Below are 22,748 nucleotides of genomic sequence, written 5' to 3' on the forward strand. Positions count from 1 at the left end.
GACTGTCTAGCATGTCGATCCAGGCGCAGGTTTCTCCCCTCAATCAAAACGTCTCGTCTGCCGCTGTCACAGAAATTCCTACCAATGGCATCCTGAAACTCTCCGAAAGCAGTGAAGTCGCCCTCAATCTCGATCCGGAGGCGGTCGCCAGCTATTCGAAAAGCGATGCAGACCTGGTGATACAGCTTAAGAACGGCGAGAGCATCCGTATTGCCAATTTCTATGCCCAAGGGCAGCCACCCAGTGAGCTGTTCCTGGTCCATGACGGCAGGCTGGTGGCGGTGAGCCTGCCCCCCGTGGCGGCTGATGGTGTGCTGGCAGCGACCTACGTCGGGCAAGAAGCGGCGTCGGGCTTTGACTCGCTGACGGCTGCCGGAGCAGGCTCCGGTGGCACCTTCGCAGGCCTGGGCCTTGGCGCAATGCTGCTGGCGGGGGCGGCGGTGATCGGTGCGGGCGTGGCGATTTCCAACAGCGGTGGTGGCGGAGGCGGTGGCGGCGGTGGGGGAGAAGCACCACCACCGGATACCACCGCGCCGGCTGCGGCGAGCGGGCTGCAGGTGGCCACCGACGGCAGCTCGGTGAGCGGTAAAGCCGAGCCAGGCGCCACCGTCGGGGTCGACACCAACGGTGACGGCAAAGCGGATGCGACAGTGCTGGTCGGCGCCGATGGCAATTTCCAGGTGCCGTTGAACCCGCCGCTGACCAATGGTGAAACGGTGACTGTGGTGGTCACCGACCCGTCGGGCAACAGCAGCCCACCGATCCAGACCAACGCCCCCGATACCACTGCACCTGCACCGGCCAGCGATCTTCAGGTCTCAGCCGATGGCAGCAGTGTCAGCGGCAAGGGCGAACCGGGTTCGAGCGCGGCCATCGACACCGATGGCGATGGTCATCCTGACGTGACGGTGATCATCGGCCCCGACGGCAGTTTCCAGGTACCGCTCGACCCACCGTTGACCGATGGCCAGACCGTCACCGTAGTGCTCACCGACCCGGCCGGCAACAGCAGCCCCGGTGTCAGTGTCCAGTCCCCCGACTACCCGGATACACCTCAAGTCAATGCCAGCAACGGCAGCGAACTGTCGGGAACTGCCGAGCCTGGCGTTAGCCTGATCATCAGCGACGGCAACGGCAACCCGATCGGCCAGGCGACCGCCGACGCCAATGGCAACTGGAGCTTTACCCCGGTCACGGCGCTGGCCGATGGCACCGTGGTCAATGTGGTGGCCCAGGATGCCAATGGCCTCAGCAGCCCACCGGCCTCGATCACGGTCGATGCCGTAGCACCCGCAGCGCCGCTGATCAACCTGAGCAACGGCAGTGAAATCAGCGGCAGCGCCGAAGCCGGAGCAACCATCACCCTGACTGACGGCAGCGGTAATCCGATCGGCCAGACTACGGCCGACAGCAACGGCAACTGGAGTTTTACCCCGGCCACAGCGCTGCCCGATGGCACGGTGGTCAATGCCGTGGCCAAGGACGCTGCCGGTAACATTAGCGGGCCGGGCAGCATCACCGTCGACGGCGTGACCCCCGCCGCGCCCACTGTCAACCCGAGCAATGGCGGCGACCTCAGTGGTACCGCCGAGCCGGGAAGCAAGGTGATCATCAGCGACGGTAATGGCAACCCTATTGGCCAAACCACCGCCGATGGCAGCGGCAACTGGAGCTACACCCCAGGCACGCCGATTGCCGATGGCACCGTTGTCAACGTGGTCGCCCAGGATGCCGCCGGCAACAACAGCGCACCTGCCAGCGTGACTGTCGACAGCTCGGCGCCTGCGGCACCGGTGCTCAACCCGAGTAATGGCAGCGTCATCAGTGGTACCACTGAAGCCGGTGCCACCGTGACCCTGACTGACAGCAGTGGCAACCCGATTGGCCAGGTGACCGCCGATGGCAGTGGCAACTGGAGCTTCACCCCGGGCAGCCCGCTGGCCAATGGCACGGTCGTGGTGGCCACGGCCACCGACCCGACCGGCAACACCAGCGCTCAAGCCGCCACTACCGTGGACAGCGTCGCTCCGGCCGCACCCGTGCTCAATCCGAGCAATGGCGCTACCCTCAGCGGCAGCGCCGAAGCCGGTGCCACCGTGACCCTGACCGACGGCAGCGGTAACCCGATTGGCCAGGTGACTGCCGATGGCAGCGGCAACTGGTCGATCACCCCCGCCAGCCCGTTGGCCAATGGCGCCGTCGTCAACGCCGTGGCCACCGACCCGGCCGGGAATACCAGTGGGCCTGCCTCGACGGTAGTGGATGCTATCGCCCCGGCTGCACCGACCGTCAACCCGAGCAACGGTAACAGCCTGAGCGGCACCGCCGAAGCCAACAGCAAGGTGATCCTCACCGACGGCAGCGGCAACCCGATTGGCCAGGTGACCGCCGATGGCAGCGGCAACTGGAGCTACACCCCGGCTTCGGCGCTGGCCGATGACACAGTAGTCAACGTGGTCGCCCAGGATGCCGCCGGCAACAACAGCGCACCTGCCAGCGTGACTGTCGACAGCTCGGCGCCTGCGGCACCGGTGCTCAATCCGAGTAATGGCAGCGTCATCAGTGGTACCGCTGAAGCCGGTGCCACCGTGACCCTGACTGACAGCAGTGGCAACCCGATTGGCCAGGTGACCGCCGATGGCAGTGGCAACTGGAGCTTCACCCCGGGCAGCCCGCTGGCCAATGGCACGGTCGTGGTGGCCACGGCCACCGACCCGACCGGCAACACCAGCGCTCAAGCCGCCACTACCGTGGACAGCGTTGCTCCGGCCGCACCCGTGCTCAATCCGAGCAATGGCAACACCATCAGCGGGACCGCCGAGGCAGGGGCCAGGGTCATCATCACCGATGGCAGCGGTAGTCCGATCGGCCAGACCACCGCCGATGGCAGCGGTAACTGGTCGTTCACCCCAGGTACGCCATTGGCCAACGGCGTGGTTATCAATGCCGTGGCCCAGGACCCGGCAGGCAACGTCAGCGGCCCGGGTACCACCACGGTAGATGCCGTGCCGCCGGCAGCGCCGGTGGTCAACCCGAGCAACGGCAATATCCTCAACGGCACCGCCGAGGCCAACAGCACCGTTACCTTGACCGACGGCAGCGGCAGCCCCATCGGCCAAACCACCGCCGACGGCAGCGGCAACTGGAGCTTCACCCCAGGCGCGCAGTTGCCCAACACCACGGTGGTCAATGTCACGGCCACGGATGCGGCCGGTAATACCGGAACACCCGGCACCACCACCGTGGACACCTCGTTGCCGTCGATCCCGCAGATCGATCCCAGCAACGGCTCGGTCATCAGCGGCACGGCCGATGCCGGCAACACCATTATCATCACCGATGGCAGTGGCAACCCGATTGGCCAGGTAACTGCCGACGGCAGCGGCATCTGGAGTTTCACCCCAGGCGTGCCGTTGCCTGACGGCACCGTGGTCAACGTCGTGGCGCGCAACCCAGGCGGTGTTGACAGCGCTGTAGCGGTGACCATCATTGATGGCGTCGCACCTGCCGCACCGGTGATCGAGCCCAGCAATGGCGCCCAGATCAGCGGTACCGCCGAAGCCGGGGCGACCATTTTGCTCACCGATGGCGGCGGCAACCCGATTGGCCAGGTAACTGCCGACGGCAGCGGTAACTGGAGCTTTACCCCTGGCGCGCCATTGCCCAACGGTACCGTGATCAATGCCGTGGCCCAGGACGCGGCCGGCAACAGCAGTGGCCCGGCCAGCACCACGGTCGACGCGGTAGCACCGGCCACACCGGTGATCAATGCCAGCAATGGTGTGCTCATCACCGGGACCGCTGAAATCGGCGCCAAGGTCACTCTCACCGATGGCAGCGGTAACCCGATTGGCCAGACCACTGCCGATGGCAGCGGTAACTGGAGCTTCACCCCGGGCAGCCCGCTGCCCAATGGCACGGTGATCAATGCCGTGGCCCAGGACGCAGCCGGCAATAGCAGCGGGCCGGTCAGCACGACGGTCGACGCAGTGGCACCTGCCACGCCGGTGATCAATGCCAGCAACGGGGCAATCGTCAGCGGCACCGCCGAAGCCGGCGCCAAAGTGATTCTGACCGATGGCAGCGGTAACCCGATTGGCCAGGTGACTGCCGACGGCAGTGGCAACTGGAGCTTCACCCCAGGCGCGCCACTGCCCAACGGTACCGTGGTCAACGCCGTGGCCCAGGACGCGGCGGGTAACAACAGCGGGCCGGTCAGCACCACCGTCGATGCGCTGGCGCCGGCGACCCCGGTGATCGCCGCGAGCAACGGCGCGGTCATCCAAGGGACTGCCGAAGCGGGAGTCAAGGTCGTCCTTACCGATGGCGGCGGCAACCCGATTGGTCAGGTGACTGCCGATGGCAGCGGCAACTGGAGCTTCACCCCAGGCGCGCCATTGCCCAATGGCACCGTGGTCAACGCCGTGGCCCAGGACGCGGCCGGCAACAGCAGTGGCCCGGCCAGCACCACGGTCGACTCGGTAGCGCCGGCCACACCGGTGATCAATGCCAGCAACGGCGCAGTGATTTCCGGTACCGCTGAAATTGGCGCCAAGGTCATTCTCACCGATGGCAGCGGCAACCCGATTGGCGAAACCACCGCCGATGGCAGCGGCAACTGGAGCTTCACCCCAAGTAGCCCGCTGCCCAACGGTAGCGTGATCAATGCCGTGGCCGAGGACGCCGCTGGCAATGACAGCGGGCCTGCCAGCACCACGGTCGACAGCGTCGCACCGGGCGCACCGGTGCTGAGCATCAGCGCCGACGGCGCCTTGCTCACCGGCACCGCCGAGGCGAACAGCCAGGTGCGTATCGTGGTCAACGGCGACACCGCCAACCCGATCACGGTCAACGTCGACGGCAGCGGCAACTTCAGCCTGCCGTTCGCGCCACCGCTGATCACCGGCGAGCCGGTGTCTGCGGTCGCAGTTGACGCCGCAGGCAACGTCAGCGGGCCTGGCACGGTCAACGCCCCGGACCTTGCGCCCCCGACCCTGAGCGTGCCGGAAGCGGCCGACACCTGGATCAACGCCGCCGAAATCGCCAACGGCATCCAGGTCAATGTCGCAGTGCGGCCGACCATGCAGGTCGGGCAAGTGGTCACCGTTAAGTTCGCCGGGCAGAACGGCTACGAGGCCGAGGTCAGCCATACTCTCAACGCAGGCGATATTTCCACCGGCAACGTGATTCTGACGCTGACGCCACCGGGTGCCCAGGGGCCGTTTCCGCAAGGCGCCTCGACCATCACCGCCGACATCAACGGCGGTACCGCCGCGACGCCGGTGCCGTTCACCATCGACACCGTGCCACCGGCCACCCCGGTGCTGTCGCTGGTAGGCAACCTGCTGACCATCGCTGCCGAATCCGGCACCGAGCTGACCGTGACCTTAAACGTCGGCGGGGTGAGCGCCAACGTTACGGTGACCGCCGATAACAGCGGGCTGGCCTCGCTGAACCTGCTCACCGACCTGGACATCGATTTCAGTTGGGACCAGTTGCTCAATGCTCAGGTCTCGGTGGTCGGCCATGACCCGGCCGGCAACCCGAGCAACGTGGCGAGCATCGGTATCGGTGGCAGCATCGCGCAACCGGTGACCATCGGCTCCTTCGGCGTCGATGTCAGCCTCAACCCGTTGAACCCGCGCTTTGGCTTGAGCGGTACCACCGAGGCCAATTCCAGCCTGGTCATCCGGGTGATTACCCCGGCGCTGAACGTCGAACTGCTACCGATTGCGGCAGACCCTACCACCGGGCAGTTCAGCCTTAACCTGCTGAGCCCGACCGTCCTTACCCAGTTGGGGTTGAACATCACCGACATCCTCAACCTGGGTTCGCAGATCTCCTTCAACATTGTGTCTACCGACAGTCAGGGCAACGACAGTGCGGCCTATGGCATTACCCTGGTGCCCAACGGCTTGTCGCTGAACATCGGCCAGATCGATGTCAACGGCACCGCCGGCGATGACGTGATGTCGGGCGCCAACGGCAGTTCCGAGCACATCAATGGCGGGGCGGGCAGCGACCTGATCTTCAACGTCGGCACCGGGGATCAGGTGGTGGCGGGTGACGGCAACGACACCCTGCAGATCACCGCGACCAACTTTGTCAGTATCGACGGCGGCGCAGGCTTCGACACCTTGCTGCTGGCCAACGGCATCGACCTGGACTACAACGCGGTGGGGGTCGGCACGCTGAGCAACATCGAGCGCATCGACCTGGGCAAAGGCGACTCCGGCAGCGTGTTGACACTGACCGCCGCCGAGGTCGGGGTCATCACCGATGCCAACAACACCTTGCAGATCACCGGTGAAAGCAACGACACCCTGAATGTGGTCGGGGCAGTGAACACGGGGACCACGCAGGCGATCAACGGCATCAACTACGACGTCTACACCTTTGGCGCCAACATCTTGCTTGTCGAGGACAATACGGTTCAGGTTGTAGTCTGATGGCAGCGCGCATGCAGTACGCGCGCAAGGGACGGCGGCAGGCGCAAGTGGCCCTTTGGCTGCTGGCGCTGGGCCTGCCGCTGGTTACGCCAGCCATGCCCCTGGACCAAGCGGTCCGGGCAGGGCTGGCGATCCACCCCGAGGTGCGTTCGGCGATGGCCGAAGCCGACCGCGCCGGTACTGAAGTGGAGATTGCCAAAGGTGGCTATTACCCCTCGGTGTCGATGTCTGGCGGGCCGCAGGAGTTCGATTTTGGCGAGGTGGTCTATGACCTGACCGCGTCGCAGATGCTTTATGACTGGGGCCGGGTCAACAGCAAGGTCGACAGTGCCAGCGCTACCCAGCGCAAGCTGTCGGAGGCGGTGCTGGTAGCCCGTGACGATGCTGCGCTGGATATCGTCGAGACCTACCTGGATGTCCTGGCGGCCGAACGCCGGGTCGAGGCGGTGCGCGAGCACCTGCAGCGCCTCGGCGGTATCCGCCAGATGACCGAGGACCGTGGCGGCGATGGCTATGCCGACCGCAGCGAACTGGACCGCGCCAACCTCGAACTCGCGCGGGCCCAGGAGCAACTGGCGCTGGAGAAGGGCAACTTGCAGGACGCCCGCAACCAGTACGCGATCCTGGTCGGCCAGGAGCCCGATGCCTTGAGCGATCCCGAGCCGATGTCGCTCAAGCGCTACCTGGCGTCCAGCGACCTGACCCGGGTGATTCACGACGCGCCCTTGCAGCGCAAGGCCCTGGAAGATGCCAATGTCGCCGAAGCCCAGGTCCGCGAGGCCAAAGCGTCGTTGCTACCGCAACTTAACATCGAAGCCTCGGCGCTGCGCCGGGAAGTCGGCGGACACCCGGAAAGCGACTCGGTGGTGGCCCTGCGCTTGCGCATGGACACCTTCCAGGGCCTGTCCAACTTCCGCCGCCCGACCGCCGCTCAGCAACGCCTGGAGTCGGCGCGTTTTACCGCCGACGCCATGCAGCGCGATATCCGCCGGCAGTTGCAAACCCTGTTCGACAACAGCGAAACCTTGGGTTGGCGGGCGAAATCGCTGCAGCAGCAGGTGACTGAATCGGCGCAGGTCAGTGAGCTGTACCGCGAGCAGTTCGAGGTCGGCCGGCGCGACGTGATCGACTTGCTCAATGTGCAGCGCGAACGCTTCGAGGCCGAGCGGCAACTGATCAACCTGCACATCGAACGCAAACGCATCGAGTACCGGGCGGCCGCACAGGTCGGCTTGTTGGGCCCACTGGTGGAGAATCGCTTGAATGGAAGCTGACAACAAGAGTGCCGATAACGTCGTGGTACTCAACCACGACCCGTTGCGTGAGGGCTTGCTGTTGTTGTGCCGGCAAATGGGCCGGCCGCTAGGCGACGCCGAACTGGTTGACGGCCTGGCGCTGGAGCACGGCCGGTTGCCGTTGCGCTTGGTGGCGCGGGCCTTGCGCCGTGCCGACATCACTGCCCGGGTCGATCAATTGCCCTTGGCGCAGATGGACAACTATCTGCTGCCGGCCCTGCTGTTGCTCAACGACGGGCGCAGCCTGGTGCTGGTCAAGCTCGACGCTGAGCACGCCCAGGTGCTGGTGCCGCAGAGCGATGGCGGTGTCGAGCGTTTATCGCAGAGCGAACTGGCGGCGCTGTACAGCGGCACGGCGGTGTTCGCCAAGTGCCGCTTCAGGGCCGATGAGCGGGTAGGGGACTATGCCCGGGCAGTGCCCGAGCACTGGTTCTTCGGGCCGTTGAAAAAACTCTGGCGCTCTTATGCCGAGGTTGCCGCAGCGGCGCTGGTGGCCAACGTCCTGGCGATAGCCTCGGCGCTGTTTGCCATGCAGGTGTATGACCGCGTGGTGCCCAACGCCGCCTTCGACACCTTGTGGATTCTGGCCAGCGGCGTTGCCCTGGCGATTGTCCTCGATGGCGTGCTGCGGATCATGCGCGGGCACCTGCTCAATGTACTGGGCAAACGCCTCGACCTGCAGCTCTCGAGCCTGTTGTTTTCGCGGGTGTTGAGCACAAGGATCGCCGCCAAGCCTGCGTCCATGGGCGCCTTCAGCACCCAGGTGCGCGAGTTCGAGTCGGTGCGCGAGTTCTTTACCTCTTCCAGCGCCGCGTTGATCAGTGACCTGCCGTTCGTGATGATCTTCCTGCTGATCATCGCCCTGATCGGTGGCCAGGTGGTCTGGGTTCCGGTGGTTGCCTGTGTGCTGATGGTGCTGCCAGGGCTGCTGACCCAGCGCCTGCTCGGTAACCTCTCGCGGCAGAACCTGCGCGAAGGGGCGATGAAGAACGGTGTACTGCTGGAAGCCTTCGAACACCTGGAAACGGTCAAGGCTACCCGCGCCGAAGGCCGTTGCCTGCAGCAATGGGAAACCCTGACCGGCGAGCTGTCGAGCACGGCGATGAAGACTCACGCCCTGGCCTCGACCCTGAGCTACGCCTCAAGCATCGTCCAGCAATTGTGCTACGTCGGTGTGGTGGTGTTCGGTGTCTACCGCATCAGCGAAGGGGCCATGACCGTAGGTGCCCTGGTGGCCTGTTCGATCCTCGCCTCACGGGCCATCGCGCCGCTGTCCCAGGCCGCTGGCATCCTCGGCCGCTGGCAGCACACCAAGGTGGCCATGGAAGGCCTCGACCAGTTGATGGCCGCCGAACAGGAACGGCCCAAGGGCAAGCGCTTCGTGCACAAACCGCACCTGCACGGGCACTACCGCCTCGAAGGCGTGCGTTTGAGCCACGCTGACAGCCCGCCGGTGGTGGACATACAAGCGTTGAGCATCCAGGCCGGCGAGCGGGTGGCACTGCTCGGTGGCAACGGCGCCGGCAAGTCGACCCTGCTGCGCCTGCTCAGCGGCCTGCTCGATGCCCAGGCCGGGCGGTTGCTGCTTGATGATGTCAGCCTCAGCCAGATCGACCCGGCCGACCGCCAGCGCGGTATTGGCTACCTGCCCCAGGAAGTGGCGCTGTTCCAGGGCAGCCTGCGCGACAATCTCAACCTGGAAAGCGCCGCCCTGAGCGATGACGAACTGCTGGAAACCCTCGACGGTGTTGGCCTGGGGGCTTTCGTGCGCGGCCATCCGCTGGGGCTGGACATGCCGCTGCAGGGCAACGCCAGCTTGTCGGGCGGCCAGCGTCAGGCCGTGGGCCTGGCCCGGGTGCTGCTGCAGGACCCGCCGATATTGCTGCTCGACGAACCCACCGCGGCCTTCGACCAGACCAGCGAAAAGCAGGTAATCGACTACCTGCAGCAATGGTTGGGCAAACGCACGCTGATCATCACCACCCACAAGAAAAGCATGCTCGCCCTGGTCGAGCGCGCGGTGGTCCTGCGCCAGGGTCGGGTGATCATGGACGGCCCGCTCGATCAGGTGGTGCAGGGCAGTCAGGTACAGGCCCCACAGGCCGCAGGAGGTGCACATGGATGCTGAGCGCAAGGCGGCGAAACTGCGCCGCGAGCTGGCCGATCCGCTGCTGGCGGTCACCCATCCGGTGTATCGGCCGCTGTTGTGGTTGCTGCTGGCCTGTATCCTGATCGCCATCGCCTGGGCGGCCTGGGCCGAAATCGATGAGGTGACCCGTGGCGATGGCCGGGTGGTGCCGTACAGCCGTATCCAGAAGATCCAGAGCCTGGAAGGCGGCATCCTTGACCGCCTGCTGGTCAAGGAAGGTGATCTGGTGGAGGTCGGCCAGCCCCTGGTGCGCCTGGACGAAACGCGTTTTCTGACCAACGTCCAGGAATCGACCAACCAGGCCGACGGCTTGCGCGCGGCGATTGCCCGCCTGGATGCCGAAGTATTGGGCAAGGAGCGCATCGAGTTCGGCCCTGGGGTTGACCCCGACAGCCCGTTGGCCCGTTCCGAGCGCGAGCTGTTCAAGTCGCGCCGCGGCAAGCTGCTGGAGAACACCCGCTCGATCCAGGCGCAGATTCGCCTGGCCCAGAGCCAGCTCGACCTGGTGCGGCCGTTGGTGGCCAAGCGTGCCGTGAGCCAGATGGAAGCGCTGAAACTCAGCCAGGACATCGCCACCCTCAACGGCAAGCTCACAGAGCTGAAAAACACCTACTTCCAGGACGCCTATACCGAACGTTCGCAGCGCAAGGCCGAACTCAGCACCCTGGAGCCGATCATCCAGCAGCGCCAGGACCAGTTGCGCCGCACCGAAATCCTTTCGCCGGTGCGCGGGCGGGTCAACACCGTGCTGATCAATACCCGCGGCGGGGTGATCCAGCCTGGCGAGGCAATCATGGAAGTGATCCCGGTGGAGGAACGCTTGCTGGTGGAGGCGAGGATCAAGCCGCGGGATGTGGCCTTTCTGGTGCCGGGCATGCCGGCCAAGGTCAAGATCACCGCCTACGACTTCTCCATTTATGGTGACCTCAAGGGCACCCTGGAGCAGATCAGCGCCGACACCATCGAAGAAGACACCCCGCGCGGCAAGGAGTCCTATTACCAGGTGTTGATCAAGACCGATGGCAGCCAGCTGAAGAAGGGCGACGAAGTGCTGCCGATCATTCCCGGCATGGTGGCCGAGGTGGATATCCTCAGTGGCAAGCGCACGGTGCTCAACTACCTGATCCGGCCGCTGGTCAAGGCACGGTTGTACTAGCGACCGCTTCACGCTCGATCGCCGGCCTTGCCGGCGACGGGCTGCAAAGCAGCCCCCAGTTTTTTACTCTCTAGCAACTACAAAAATCATAATTTCGCGTTTCCCCGCGCGCTCCCAGAATGCGACCTACACCCTCCCACGGCCACCCGCGTGGGACAACTCAGTAGGGCGCAGACATGACAACCCATAAAACCAAAATCGATACGCTTGTAGTGGGCGCCGGGCAAGCCGGCGTCGCCATGAGTGAACACCTGAGCCGCCTGGGCGTGCCGCACCTGGTGCTGGAGCGCAACCGTATCGCCGAAGCCTGGCGCACCGGCCGCTGGGATTCGCTGGTCGCCAACGGCCCGGCCTGGCACGACCGCTTCCCGGGCCTGGAATTCGAGGGCCTGGACGCGGACGCCTTCGCCGCCAAGGAGCAGGTTGCCGACTACTTCGAAGCCTACGCGCGAAAATTCAACGCACCGATCCGCACCGGCGTCGACGTCACCCAGGTCGTGCGCAACAGCGATCGCCCAGGCTTCACCGTGCACACCAGCGACGGGGTGATCGAGGCCCAGCAGGTGGTGGTCGCCACGGGCCCGTTCCAACGCCCGGTGATCCCGCCGATTGCCCCGCAGGCCTCGAACGTGCTGCAGATACACTCGGCCGCCTACCGCAACCCGCAGCAGTTGCCTGAAGGCGCGGTGCTGGTGGTCGGCGCCGGCTCGTCGGGCGTGCAGATCGCCGATGAGCTGCAGCGTGCCGGCAAGCAGGTGTACCTCTCGGTCGGCGCCCACGACCGGCCACCACGGGCCTATCGCAACCGTGATTTTTGCTGGTGGCTGGGCGTGCTCGGCGAGTGGGATGCCGAGACCATGCAGCCAGGCAAGGAACACGTGACCATCGCCGTCAGCGGCGCGCGCGGCGGCCACACCGTCGATTTTCGCCGGCTGGCCCAGCAGGGCATGACCCTGGTCGGCCTGACCAAGGGCTTTGACAACGGCGTGGTCAGCTTTGAAGCCAACCTGGCCGAGAACATCGCCCGCGGCGACGAAAACTACCTGGCGCTGCTCGATGCCGCCGACGCCTACATTGCCCGCAATGGCCTGGACCTGCCGCAAGAGCCGCAAGCGCGGGAGATCCTGCCCGACCCGCTGTGCCTGACCCAGCCGCTGCTGGAACTCGACCTGGCCAAGGCCGGGGTCAGCACCATCATCTGGGCCACCGGCTATTCGGTGGACTACAGCTGGCTGCAGGTCGATGCCTTCAAAGACAACGGCAAGCCCAAGCACCAGCGCGGCGTGTCCAGCGAGCCGGGGGTCTACTTCGTCGGCCTGCCATGGCTGTCGCGGCGCGGCTCGGCGTTTATCTGGGGCGTGTGGCACGACGCCAAGCACATTGCCGATCACATCGTTAAACAGCGTACCTACTTCAACTATCGCGACGCTTCGCAGCGCCAAGCCGAACAGCAAGCGTCCAGCCAGCCAGTCAGCCTCATGGGAGCCCGTTGATGCCTACTCATACCCGTATTCGCATGTTCAACACCAAAGACACCTACCCGAACCAGACCCTGGACAACGACCTGTGCCAGGCCGTGCGTGCCGGCAACACCGTGTATGTACGCGGCCAGGTGGGCACCGATTTCAATGGCCAACTGGTTGGCCTGGGTGATCCGCGGGCGCAAGCCGAGCAGGCCATGCGCAACGTCAAGCAACTGCTGGGGGAGGCCGGCAGCGACCTCAGCCACATCGTCAAGACCACCACCTACCTGATCGACCCGCGCTACCGCGAGCCGGTGTACCAGGAAGTCGGCAAGTGGCTCAAGGGCGTGTTCCCGATCTCCACGGGCCTGGTGGTCAGCGCCCTCGGCCAGCCGCAGTGGCTGATGGAAATCGACGTGATCGCGGTCATCCCCGAATAAGGAGCCTGCCATGACCTTCTCCATCGTTGGGCGCTGCGCCGAAACCGGCCAGCTGGGCATTGCCATCAGTTCCTCGAGCATCGCCGTCGGCGCCCGCTGCCCGTGGTTGCGCACCGGTGTGGGAGCGGTGTCGAGCCAGAACATCACCTTGCCGACCCTCGGCCCGCAGATCCTCGACGGCCTGGACGAAGGCCTGGCGCCGCACCAGGCGCTGGACCGCGCCTTGACCCGCAACGGCTACAGCCAGTATCGCCAGGTGGCGGTGGTCGATGCCCAGGGCCGTACCGCGCTGTTCAGCGGCAACCATGCGCTGGGCATCAACAACGCCGTGGCCGGTGAGCAATGCGTGGCCGCCGGTAACCTGCTGGCCAACAGCGCGGTGATCGAGCGCATGGTCGAGGCCTTCGAGAAGAGCGAAGGCTGCCTGGCCGCGCGCTTGCTGAGCGCCCTGCAGGCGGGTCAGGACGCCGGTGGCGAAGCCGGGGCGGTGCACTCGGCGGCGCTGTCGGTGGTCGGCGAGCTGGTCTGGCCGATCGTTGACCTGCGCGTGGACTGGGCCGACGAGAACCCCATTGGCGAACTGGGCAAACTGTGGAACGCCTATGAACCCCAGTTGCAGGATTACCTGACCCGCGCTCTCAACCCGACCCTGGCGCCGAGCTATGGAGTGCCGGGCGATGAGTGAGCTGCGCAGCCGTGCACTGCTGGCCAGGCTGATTGGCTTTGCCACGGTCAGCCGCGACTCGAACCTGGCCCTGATCTTGTTCGTCCGCGACTACCTGCACGACCTGGGCGTGAGCTGCGAGCTGATCTACAACCGCGAGCGGACCAAGGCCAACCTGCTGGCCAGCATCGGCCCGGCGGTGGCCGGCGGCGTGGTGCTGTCGGGTCATACCGACGTGGTGCCGGTCGACGGTCAGCCGTGGACGCTGGAGCCGTTCAGCCTCACCGAGCGCGACGGCAAATTGTACGGCCGTGGCGCCGCCGACATGAAAGGCTACCTGGCCTCGGTGCTGGCGGCGGTGCCGGTGTTCCTCGCAAGCCCCCTGCGCAAGCCGGTGCACCTGGCGTTCTCTTATGACGAGGAGGTCGGTTGCCTGGGCGTGCGCAGCCTGCTGGAAGTGCTGCCCCAGCGCATCCCGCAACCGGCCTTGTGCCTGATTGGCGAACCCACCGAGCTCAAGCCGGTGCTCGGCCACAAGGGCAAGCTGGCCATGCGTTGCCATGTCCACGGCGCGCCGTGTCATTCGGCCTATGCGCCTTATGGCGTCAATGCCATCGAACAGGCGGCGCGGTTGATCGGCCGCCTGGGCGAAATCGGCCAGCGCCTGGCAGCGCCGGAGCATCACGATGCGCGTTTTGACCCGGCGTTTTCCACCGTGCAAGTCGGGGTGGTCCACGGCGGCACGGCGCTGAACATCGTCCCGGCCGATTGCCGTTTTGACTTCGAAGTGCGCGCTTTGCCGGCCTTCGCGCCGCAAACGGTGGTGGACGAGCTGCAAAGCTACGCGGAGCAAACGCTGTTGCCGGCCATGCAAGCAGTCAAGGCCGACACGGCGATTCGCTTCGAAGCGATTTCCGCCTATCCGGGCCTGGCCACTGCGCCTGAAAGCGCAGCGGCGCAACTGGTCGCGCAGCTGTGCGGCAGCGACGCCTTCAGCACCGTGGCCTTTGGCACCGAAGGCGGCCTGTTCGACCAGGCCGGGATCCCGGCGGTGGTGTGCGGGCCGGGCAGCATGGACCAGGGCCACAAGCCGGATGAATTTGTCAGCGTCGAGCAGATGGCGGCCTGTGACCGTCTGATGGATCGCCTGGCCGAGTACCTCTCCAACAACCGATAACAACAAGGAGTCTGCGGTGAACGATTTCAACCAGTGGAGCACCCTGGCGCAACAGCAGCGCCTGATCGACAGCGCGTTTATCGAAGGCGAGGCCTGTCAGGCCGCCAGCGGTGCGCGATTCGCGGTAATCAACCCGGCCACCGGCAAGCCGCTGGCCGAGGTTGCCGCGTGCGGCCAGGCCGAGGTGGACCAGGCGGTACGCAGCGCCCGCCACGCCTTCGAACAAGGCCCCTGGGCAAAAATGGCGCCCGGCGAGCGTAAAGCGGTGTTGCTGCGCCTTGCCCAACTGATGCGAGAACACCGCGCCGAACTAGCCTTGCTCGACTCGCTGAGCATGGGCAAGCCGGTGATGGATGCCTGGAACATCGACGTACCGGGCGCGGCCCATGTGTTCGCCTGGTACGGCGAAAGCCTCGACAAGCTCTACGACCAGGTGGCGCCCACCGCCAGCAACGTCCTGGCCACCATTAGCCGCGTGCCGCTGGGGGTGATCGGTGCGGTCGTGCCATGGAACTTCCCGCTTGACATGGCCGCCTGGAAGCTGGCGCCGGCCTTGGCTGCCGGTAACAGCGTGGTGCTCAAGCCGGCCGAACAGTCGCCCTTTTCGGCGCTGCGCCTGGCGGAGCTGGCCATCGAAGCCGGGCTGCCCAAAGGCGTACTCAACGTCGTCCCGGGCCTGGGCGAGGAGGCCGGTCGCGCCCTGGGCCTGCACATGGACGTCGATGCCCTGGTGTTTACCGGCTCCACCGAAGTCGGCAAGTACTTCATGCAGTACGCCGCGCAGTCGAACCTCAAGCAAGTGTGGCTTGAGTGCGGCGGCAAGAGCCCGAACCTGGTGTTCGCCGATTGCCAGGACCTGGACCTGGCGGCCGAGAAGGCGGCGTTCGGCATCTTCTTCAACCAGGGCGAAGTCTGCTCGGCCAACGCGCGCTTGCTGGTGCAGCGTTCGATTGCCGATGAGTTCATCGAGCGCCTGATCGACAAGGCGCGCCAGTGGCAGCCGGGCAACCCGCTGAACCCGGCGAGCCGGGCCGGGGCCATCGTCGACAGCCGCCAGGCGCAGCGGATCATGCACTACATCGAGCAGGCCCAGGCCGAAGGCGCGCGATTGGTCTGTGGCGGGCGGCAGTTGAGCTTTGATGGTTCGAGCAACTTCATCGAACCGACGATTTTCACCGGCGTTACGGCCGAGATGACCCTGGCCCGCGAAGAGGTGTTCGGCCCGGTGCTGGCGGTCAGCGTGTTCGACGACGAAGACCAGGCAGTGGCCCTGGCCAACGATCACATCTATGGCCTGGCGGCGTCGCTGTGGACTGACGACCTCAACCGCGCCCACCGCGTTGCGCGGCGGCTGAATGCCGGCACGGTGTCGGTCAATACCGTCGATGCCCTGGACGTCAGCGTGCCCTTTGGCGGCGGCAAGCAGTCGGGTTTTGGCCGCGACCTGTCGCTGCATTCGTTCGACAAGTACACGCAGCTGAAAACGACCTGGATCCAGCTGCGTGGCTGAGGGCCTGTGGGAGCGGGCTTGACCCGCGATGAAGCCAGTACAGGCAACCAAACTGTTCTTCCAATAAAAACAACTCGGAGCAACCGATGAACAGCAATTCAAGCGTGCAAACCGGCGCCCTGGCGCCGCCTGCAAGTCGCAAGAAACTCGGCCTCACCGCGCTGTTGGCAGTGGCCATCGGCCTGGTGGTCTCCCAGGGCGTCATGGTGCTGATGCTGCAGGGCGTCGGCATCGCCGGCCTGGGCTTCATCGTGCCGCTGGGCCTGGCTTACCTGCTGGCCCTGAGTTACGCCTGTTCGTTTTCCGAACTGGCCCTGATGATCCCCCGCGCTGGCAGCCTGAGCAGTTACACCGAAGTCGCCATCGGCCAGTTCCCGGCGATCCTGGCGACCTTTTCCGGCTACATCGTGGTGGCGATGTTCGCCCTGTCGGCCGAGCTGTTGCTGATGGAGTTCATCATCGACAAGGTCTACCCGCACTCCATGCCGCCCTTGACCGTGGCTTTGGGGGTACTGGCGCTGTTCACCGTGCTCAACCTGTTCAACATCGACATCTTCGCCCGCCTGCAAACGGTACTGGCGGTGGTGATGACCGTGGTGTTGCTGGTGATGGGCCTGAGCGCGATGAACAGCGATATCGTCGCGCCCAACCCGGCGCTGTTCGACAGCGCCCACTGGAACCCGCTGGGCCTGGGGGTGATCGCCCTGACGGCAATGGCAGTGTGGGGCTTTGTCGGCGCCGAGTTCGTCTGCCCGCTGGTAGAAGAAACCCGCCGCCCGGAGCGCAACATCCCGGGGTCGATGATGCTCGGCCTGACCATCATCTTCGTGATCATCAGCCTGTATGGCCTGGGCGCCTTGCTCACCGTGCCACAGGCGGAACTGGCCAGCAACGGCCTGCCGCATTACCTGTTCGCCACCACGGTGTTCGGTGAGGCCGGCAAGGTGTTTTTGGTCACCGCCGCAATCACCGCCACCTGCAGCACCCTCAACAGTTCGCTGGCGGCGATCCCGCGCATGCTCTTCGGCATGGCCCGCAACGGCCAGGCTTTCGGTGTGTTCAAGCGCCAGGGCAAGCGCAGCGGCGCGCCGTGGGTGGCGGTGCTGTTCATCTCTGCGGTCACCGGCTTGCCGTTGCTGCTGATGCACGACCATGCCGATGCCATCAACCAGTTGCTGCTGTCGGCCGCCCTGGCCTGGCTGCTGGCCTACATCATCACCCACATCAACGTCATTGCCCTGCGCCGGCGCTACCCGCAGGTGGCGCGGCCGTTCCGTACGCCGTTCTACCCGTTGCCGCAGCTGTTCGGCATCGCCGGCATGCTGTTTGCGATCTGGAACGTCTCGCCGAGCCCGGACATGACCTTCTCGATTTTTGCCTACGCAGGCCTGGTGCTGCTGATCGTCTCGATCATCGCCGTGCTGTGGATCAAGGGCGTGATGGGCAAGCCACTGTTCAAGCCCGAGCCGCTGCACAGCGTGCTGGGCACTCAAACCGATAACAACCCGCAAGGAGACTCACAATGACCGCTCACGTGAAACCAGCCCGTAGCACCGGCGATTACCAGGCAGCGGATGCCGCGCACCACATTCATGCATTTCTCGACCAGAAGGCGCTGAACGCCGAAGGGCCGCGGGTGATCGTGCGTGGCGAAGGGCTGGCCTTGTGGGACAACGACGGCAAGCGTTACCTGGACGGCATGTCGGGGCTGTGGTGCACCAACCTCGGCTATGGCCGCAAGGACCTGGCCGCAGCGGCCAGCCAACAGCTTGAGCAACTGCCGTACTACAACATGTTCTTCCACACCACCCACCCGGCGGTGGTCGAGTTGTCGGAGCTGCTGTTCAGCCTGTTGCCTGCGCACTACAGCCATGCGATCTACACCAACTCCGGCTCCGAAGCCAACGAGGTGCTGATCCGGACCGTGCGCCGCTACTGGCAGATCCTCGGCAAGCCACAGAAGAAAATCATGATTGGCCGCTGGAACGGCTACCACGGCTCGACCCTGGGCGCCACGGCGCTGGGCGGGATGAAGTTCATGCATGACATGGGCGGGGTGATCCCCGATGTCGCGCACATTGACGAGCCGTACTGGTTTGCCCACGAAGGCGACCTGACCCCGGCCGAATTCGGCCTGCGCGCGGCGCGTCAGCTGGAAGAGAAGATCCTCGAACTGGGCGCCGAGAACGTCGCCGCCTTTGTCGCCGAACCGTTCCAGGGCGCCGGCGGCATGATCTTCCCGCCAGAAAGCTACTGGCCGCAAATCCAGCGCATCTGCCGTCAGTACGACGTGCTGCTGTGCGCCGATGAGGTCATCGGCGGCTTTGGCCGTACCGGCGAATGGTTCGCCCACCAGCACTTCGGTTTCGAGCCCGATACCCTGTCGATCGCCAAGGGCCTGACCAGCGGCTACATCCCCATGGGCGGCCTGATCCTGTCCAAACGCATGGCCCAGGTGCTGGTGGAGCAGGGCGGGGTGTTCGCCCACGGCCTGACCTATTCCGGCCACCCGGTGGCGGCAGCGGTGGCGATTGCCAACCTCAAGGCCCTGCGCGACGAAGGCATCGTCAACCGCGTCAAGCACGAGACTGGCCCGTACCTGCAGCGCTGCCTGCGCGAAGTGTTCGGCAAGCACCCGCTGATAGGCGAAGTGCAGGGCGCAGGCTTGGTCGCGGCCTTGCAGTTTGCCGAAGACAAGGCCAGCCGCAAGCGCTTTGCCAACGAAAACGACATGGCCTGGCGTTGCCGCACCCTCGGTTTTGAAGAGGGCCTGATCATCCGCTCGACCCTGGGCCGGATGATCATGGCCCCGGCGCTGGTGGCCAGCCACGCCGACATCGACGAACTGGTCGACAAGACCCGTACCGCTGTAGACCGTACCGCCCGCGAATTCGGTCGCCTGTAAGCCCAAAGCGGCCGGCGCGCGCGGGCGTGCCGGCCTATTAGAGGAACCGCTTCATGTCCAGATCCTTGCGTTGCTGTGTTCCCTTTGCCCTGGTTCTGCTGTGCAGCGCGGTGTCGGCCACACCGCAGAACCTCACCGTCATCTCTTTTGGCGGTGCCACCAAGCAGGCCCAGGACAAGGCCTACTTCCAACCTTTCAACGCCAGCGGCGCAGGACGCGTAGTCGCCGGCGAGTACAACGGTGAGCTGTCGAAGATCAAGGCCATGGTCGATGTCGGCCATACCAGCTGGGACGTGGTCGAGGTCGAAAGCCCGGAGTTGCTGCGCGGTTGCGACGAAGGCCTGTTCGAACGCCTGGACCCGGCGCGCTTCGGCGACCCGGCGCAGTTCGTTCCGGGCACCCTGAGCGAGTGCGGGGTAGCGACCTACGTCTGGTCGATGGTCATGGCCTATGACCACGGCAAGCTGACCAAGGCGCCGAGCTCCTGGGCCGACTTCTGGAATGTCGCCGATTTCCCCGGCAAGCGCGGCTTGCGCAAGGGCGCCAAGTACACCCTGGAAATCGCCTTGCTGGCCGATGGCGTCAAACCTGAGCAGCTGTACCAAGTGCTCGGTACGCCGCAAGGGGTGAGCCGCGCCTTTGCCAAACTGGACCAGATCAAGGGCAATATCCAGTGGTGGGAAGCCGGCGCGCAACCGGCGCAGTGGTTGATTGCCGGTGACGTGGTCATGAGCGCTGCCTACAACGGCCGGATTGCCTCGGCGCAGAAGGAGGGCATGAAGCTCAGCATCGTCTGGCCGCAGAGCCTGTACGATCCGGAATACTGGGCGGTGGTCAAGGGCACCCCGAACAAGGCCCTGGCTGAGGACTTCATCGCTTTTGCCAGCCAGCCGCAGACGCAGAAGGTGTTCTCTGAAGAGATCCCCTACGGACCGGTGCACCGCGAGGCGCTGAAGCTGCTGCCGGCAAGCGTCCAGCAGCAATTACCAACCGCTGAAGCCAACCTTGCCGGCGCCCGGGCGGTGGATGCCGAGTTCTGGGTCGACCATGGCGAGGAGCTGGAGCAGCGTTTCAACGCCTGGGCGGCGCGCTGAATTCATCGCGGGGCAAGCCCGCTCCCACAGTGTGGGAGCGGCGGTGCGACGCCTCGACTTGCCCCGCAATCTTGTTGAACCGTTAGGCCAGCCAGGCCGCAAACTGCTCCTTGCAGTAATCGACAAACAACTGCGCAGGCTTGGTCAGCTGCGCACGCTTGAGCCAACCGGCCACCAGCGCCGAGCCGGTTACATCCTCGGCAATCTCCACGCAGACCACTTCCTGCCCATCATAAGTGCTATGGCCATGGGGTTTGGTCACCAGCAGGGCAAAACCAAAACCCTGGCCGACCATGCCGCGCACCATCTCGATCGACGGCGAGCTGAAGACGATGTTCGGGCTCAGCTGCAACTCTTCGAAAATACTGACGAAATAGGTTCGGCTGGGCTGCACGTCCAGCAGGATCATCGGTTCCAGGGCCAGGTCGCGGATCGACACCTGGGCCTGGCCGGCAAAGCGATGGCCGGCCGGCACCAGCGCATAGGGGCGTTGCGGCGCGGTCAGGGCTTCGGTTTCGATGGTGCTGTCCAGGTCGTGCTCGTAGAAGATCGCCAGGTCAAAGCGCCCACCGGTCAGGCCTTGCACCAGTTCCTGCTGTTCGCCGTCCTGCAGGCGGATCTCCACCCCCGCAAAGCGCTCGCGAAAACCGGCGATCAGGCGCGGCAGGTAGAGCGGGGCGACGGTCTCGAAGCAGCCGATATCGATCTGGCCACAGACCACGTCGTTGTCGGCCAGGGCGTTCTGCTCGAACTCGCGGGCCATGCGCAACAGTTCCTGGGCTTTGCGATAGAAGCGCGCGCCACCTGGGGTCAGCGACACGCCCTGGGCGTGATGGCGGATGAAAAGCTGCACGCCGAAGCTGTCTTCAAGGCCCTTGATCGCCGTGGAAATCGACGGTTGGGCGATGTACAGCTTGCGCGATGCTTCGGCGACGCTGCCGCATTCAACGGTGGTGACGAAATACTTCAGTTGACGCAAGGTATAGGACGCCACAGTGCACCTCTGGCTGATTATTTTGCTACACGATACCCCCTCGGCGGCGCGCTGCTGCAGCGGATTTTGCTCGTCATTGAGCATATTTTCGCGGGCGTGCCGTTGATCGCCTGGGCGGCACTGCTGGCCGCGGTACAGCCTCGAAACTGTACGGCGCGCATTTGCTTGCGCCGCTCTTGCGAGGTAACTGCCATGAGCCAGCAACGTCCCGAAGATGATCCGCTGTGGAAGGATCCACTGAACAACCCGCAGCGTGAGCACGATCCGGTCACCGACCCGAATGTCTCGGGTGACCCGCAGCGGCGCGACCGGCCGCAGGACGTCGAGCGGGTGCCCGACGACCCTGATGCCGACGATCGCCTGCCCGAACCCGACCAGCCTACGCCGCTGTCGGACGATCGCCGTTAATCGGCGGTCAGCTCCTGCACTTGCCAGCGCACCGAGCTGACGCCTTTCTCCAGGCTCACCCGGCTGACCAGGCGTTCCAGCTGGGTGGGCGCATCGGGGCTGCCCATCAGCTCGGCGCGCACTTCCAGTTTGGCCGGGTTGGCCAGGTCTTCGCTGTGCAGCGACTGCAGGCGCAGGCCGTCGTTGCCGAAGCTGTGCAGCATCAGGCTGCGCACCTGGATTTCATCCTCGGCGCGGCAGGTAATCCGCACCTCGAAACGCTGCTCGGCCTCGTTGGCTGGCAGCACGTCCTGATGATTCAGGCGCTGGGCGATATCGCGCAGCAGGATATTGGCACAGAGCACCACGCAGCTGCCCAGCGCCGCCTCCAGCAACAGCCCCAGGCTGCACAGCACACCAATGGCGGCGGTGCACCAGAGGGTGGCGGCGGTGTTCAGGCCGCGTACGTTGAGGCCGTCGCGCATGATCACGCCACCGCCAAGAAAACCAATGCCCGAGACCACATAGGCAGCGACGCGGGAGGCGTCGGTGGCGGCCATGCCCGGCACCGCCTGGGTCATCAGCACGAACAGGCAGGCGCCGGTGCTGACCAGGGCATTGGTGCGCAGGCCGGTCAGGCGCTGACGCAGTTGACGTTCGGCGCCGATCAGCGCTCCGAGTACCAGCGCGACGGTGACGCGCAGCAGAAATACTTTCCAATCCATAGCAAACCTCGAATCCACGGCAATACGCCGCTTTGGCATCGACCCTTGGGGGGATGCACGTGAACAAAGAGAATGCGCAGGGCCACGAGCCTTCAACACCCGAGAAGGTGCAAGCTGTGCGGGAAGGAGAATGAGGATTTGTCATCCGCAAGGGATGCGAATCGCCACTAACCGCCGTGTTCGGCGTGCCAGTGGCAGAAGGAACCTGCTGAACTAGCGCGCCGTGTGGACCTGTCGCAATCGACTAGAGCTACTGTCCAATGCAGGACTCCTGTGTAGGCATGCAAAAATGCGGGCGAGAAACTAACCCTCGGGCTGCGCAGGGTCAAGGGTAAAAAGA

At 65.1% G+C, this 22,748-nt stretch carries 15 protein-coding genes; 13 read left to right on the forward strand and 2 right to left on the reverse strand.

All coding sequences use genetic code 11. The features are described 5' to 3' along the window. Positions 1–11 precede the first annotated feature (11 nt). From F8N82_RS10840 to F8N82_RS10895, 12 genes are all read left to right on the forward strand, one after another. The gene (locus F8N82_RS10840; protein WP_095163043.1) at positions 12–6,449 is read left to right on the forward strand and encodes an Ig-like domain-containing protein; all 6,438 of its coding nucleotides are present in this window, start codon (positions 12–14) and stop codon (positions 6,447–6,449) included. Continuing rightward, positions 6,449–7,723, forward strand: a complete 1,275-nt coding sequence (locus tag F8N82_RS10845; protein ID WP_038995277.1) for a TolC family protein — start codon at positions 6,449–6,451, stop codon at positions 7,721–7,723. The genes F8N82_RS10840 and F8N82_RS10845 overlap by 1 nt, the downstream gene beginning before the upstream one ends. Then, positions 7,713–9,872, forward strand: coding sequence for a type I secretion system permease/ATPase (locus F8N82_RS10850; protein WP_038995278.1), 2,160 nt, complete (start codon positions 7,713–7,715; stop codon positions 9,870–9,872). Before F8N82_RS10845 ends, F8N82_RS10850 begins: the two co-directional genes overlap by 11 nt. Continuing rightward, a complete protein-coding gene (locus F8N82_RS10855; RefSeq protein WP_052251483.1) occupies positions 9,862–11,049 on the forward strand; it encodes an HlyD family efflux transporter periplasmic adaptor subunit in 1,188 nt (395 codons plus the stop codon). The genes F8N82_RS10850 and F8N82_RS10855 overlap by 11 nt, the downstream gene beginning before the upstream one ends. Positions 11,050–11,225: 176 nt before the next feature. After that, a complete protein-coding gene (locus F8N82_RS10860; RefSeq protein WP_038995279.1) occupies positions 11,226–12,542 on the forward strand; it encodes a flavin-containing monooxygenase in 1,317 nt (438 codons plus the stop codon). After that, positions 12,542–12,952 carry a RidA family protein gene (locus F8N82_RS10865; protein ID WP_038995280.1) on the forward strand — a complete coding sequence of 137 codons (411 nt, stop codon included), beginning with the start codon at positions 12,542–12,544 and terminating at the stop codon, positions 12,950–12,952. Before F8N82_RS10860 ends, F8N82_RS10865 begins: the two co-directional genes overlap by 1 nt. Positions 12,953–12,962: 10 nt before the next feature. Then, positions 12,963–13,637, forward strand: coding sequence for a DUF1028 domain-containing protein (locus tag F8N82_RS10870; protein WP_038995282.1), 675 nt, complete (start codon positions 12,963–12,965; stop codon positions 13,635–13,637). Continuing rightward, positions 13,630–14,793, forward strand: coding sequence for an acetylornithine deacetylase (argE, locus tag F8N82_RS10875; protein ID WP_038995283.1), 1,164 nt, complete (start codon positions 13,630–13,632; stop codon positions 14,791–14,793). Before F8N82_RS10870 ends, argE begins: the two co-directional genes overlap by 8 nt. A gap of 16 nt (positions 14,794–14,809) precedes the next feature. Continuing rightward, the gene (locus F8N82_RS10880; protein ID WP_038995285.1) at positions 14,810–16,303 is read left to right on the forward strand and encodes an aldehyde dehydrogenase; all 1,494 of its coding nucleotides are present in this window, start codon (positions 14,810–14,812) and stop codon (positions 16,301–16,303) included. Between the two features lie 86 nt (positions 16,304–16,389). Beyond that, on the forward strand, positions 16,390–17,829 hold the full coding sequence (locus F8N82_RS10885; protein ID WP_038995287.1) for an APC family permease: 1,440 nt from the start codon (positions 16,390–16,392) through the stop codon (positions 17,827–17,829). After that, positions 17,826–19,208, forward strand: coding sequence for an aspartate aminotransferase family protein (locus F8N82_RS10890; protein ID WP_038995289.1), 1,383 nt, complete (start codon positions 17,826–17,828; stop codon positions 19,206–19,208). The genes F8N82_RS10885 and F8N82_RS10890 overlap by 4 nt, the downstream gene beginning before the upstream one ends. Before the next feature lie 53 nt (positions 19,209–19,261). Further along, positions 19,262–20,302: an ABC transporter substrate-binding protein gene (locus tag F8N82_RS10895; RefSeq protein ID WP_038995290.1), complete on the forward strand. Its 1,041-nt coding sequence runs from the start codon at positions 19,262–19,264 to the stop codon at positions 20,300–20,302. Between the two features lie 82 nt (positions 20,303–20,384). Here F8N82_RS10895 and F8N82_RS10900 read toward each other — a convergent pair whose 3' ends face one another. After that, the gene (locus F8N82_RS10900) at positions 20,385–21,296 is read right to left on the reverse strand and encodes a LysR substrate-binding domain-containing protein (protein WP_038999371.1); all 912 of its coding nucleotides are present in this window, start codon (positions 21,294–21,296) and stop codon (positions 20,385–20,387) included. 192 nt (positions 21,297–21,488) lie between these two features. Here F8N82_RS10900 and F8N82_RS10905 point away from each other — a divergent pair, with 192 nt between their 5' ends. After that, complete coding sequence (locus tag F8N82_RS10905; protein WP_038995291.1) at positions 21,489–21,704, forward strand: hypothetical protein; 216 nt, start codon at positions 21,489–21,491, stop codon at positions 21,702–21,704. Here F8N82_RS10905 and F8N82_RS10910 read toward each other — a convergent pair. Continuing rightward, positions 21,701–22,408, reverse strand: coding sequence for an MgtC/SapB family protein (locus tag F8N82_RS10910; RefSeq protein WP_038995292.1), 708 nt, complete (start codon positions 22,406–22,408; stop codon positions 21,701–21,703). The two genes, F8N82_RS10905 and F8N82_RS10910, sit on opposite strands and share 4 nt — an antisense overlap. Positions 22,409–22,748: the final 340 nt, after the last annotated feature.

Origin of the sequence: Pseudomonas fluorescens (genome assembly GCF_902497775.2) — a bacterium.
GTDB lineage: Bacteria > Pseudomonadota > Gammaproteobacteria > Pseudomonadales > Pseudomonadaceae > Aquipseudomonas > Aquipseudomonas putida_F.

What these genes read in the sequence shown, in the direction of transcription:
- F8N82_RS10910 (WP_038995292.1), bottom strand. Translation starts at nt 22,408, where the DNA reads ATGGATTGGAAAGTATTTCTGCTGCGCGTCACCGTCGCGCTGGTACTC.
- F8N82_RS10850 (WP_038995278.1), top strand. Translation starts at nt 7,713, where the DNA reads ATGGAAGCTGACAACAAGAGTGCCGATAACGTCGTGGTACTCAACCAC.
- argE (WP_038995283.1), top strand. Translation starts at nt 13,630, where the DNA reads ATGAGTGAGCTGCGCAGCCGTGCACTGCTGGCCAGGCTGATTGGCTTT.
- F8N82_RS10860 (WP_038995279.1), top strand. Translation starts at nt 11,226, where the DNA reads ATGACAACCCATAAAACCAAAATCGATACGCTTGTAGTGGGCGCCGGG.
- F8N82_RS10845 (WP_038995277.1), top strand. Translation starts at nt 6,449, where the DNA reads ATGGCAGCGCGCATGCAGTACGCGCGCAAGGGACGGCGGCAGGCGCAA.
- F8N82_RS10885 (WP_038995287.1), top strand. Translation starts at nt 16,390, where the DNA reads ATGAACAGCAATTCAAGCGTGCAAACCGGCGCCCTGGCGCCGCCTGCA.
- F8N82_RS10855 (WP_052251483.1), top strand. Translation starts at nt 9,862, where the DNA reads ATGGATGCTGAGCGCAAGGCGGCGAAACTGCGCCGCGAGCTGGCCGAT.
- F8N82_RS10895 (WP_038995290.1), top strand. Translation starts at nt 19,262, where the DNA reads ATGTCCAGATCCTTGCGTTGCTGTGTTCCCTTTGCCCTGGTTCTGCTG.
- F8N82_RS10840 (WP_095163043.1), top strand. Translation starts at nt 12, where the DNA reads ATGTCGATCCAGGCGCAGGTTTCTCCCCTCAATCAAAACGTCTCGTCT.
- F8N82_RS10905 (WP_038995291.1), top strand. Translation starts at nt 21,489, where the DNA reads ATGAGCCAGCAACGTCCCGAAGATGATCCGCTGTGGAAGGATCCACTG.
- F8N82_RS10865 (WP_038995280.1), top strand. Translation starts at nt 12,542, where the DNA reads ATGCCTACTCATACCCGTATTCGCATGTTCAACACCAAAGACACCTAC.
- F8N82_RS10870 (WP_038995282.1), top strand. Translation starts at nt 12,963, where the DNA reads ATGACCTTCTCCATCGTTGGGCGCTGCGCCGAAACCGGCCAGCTGGGC.
- F8N82_RS10890 (WP_038995289.1), top strand. Translation starts at nt 17,826, where the DNA reads ATGACCGCTCACGTGAAACCAGCCCGTAGCACCGGCGATTACCAGGCA.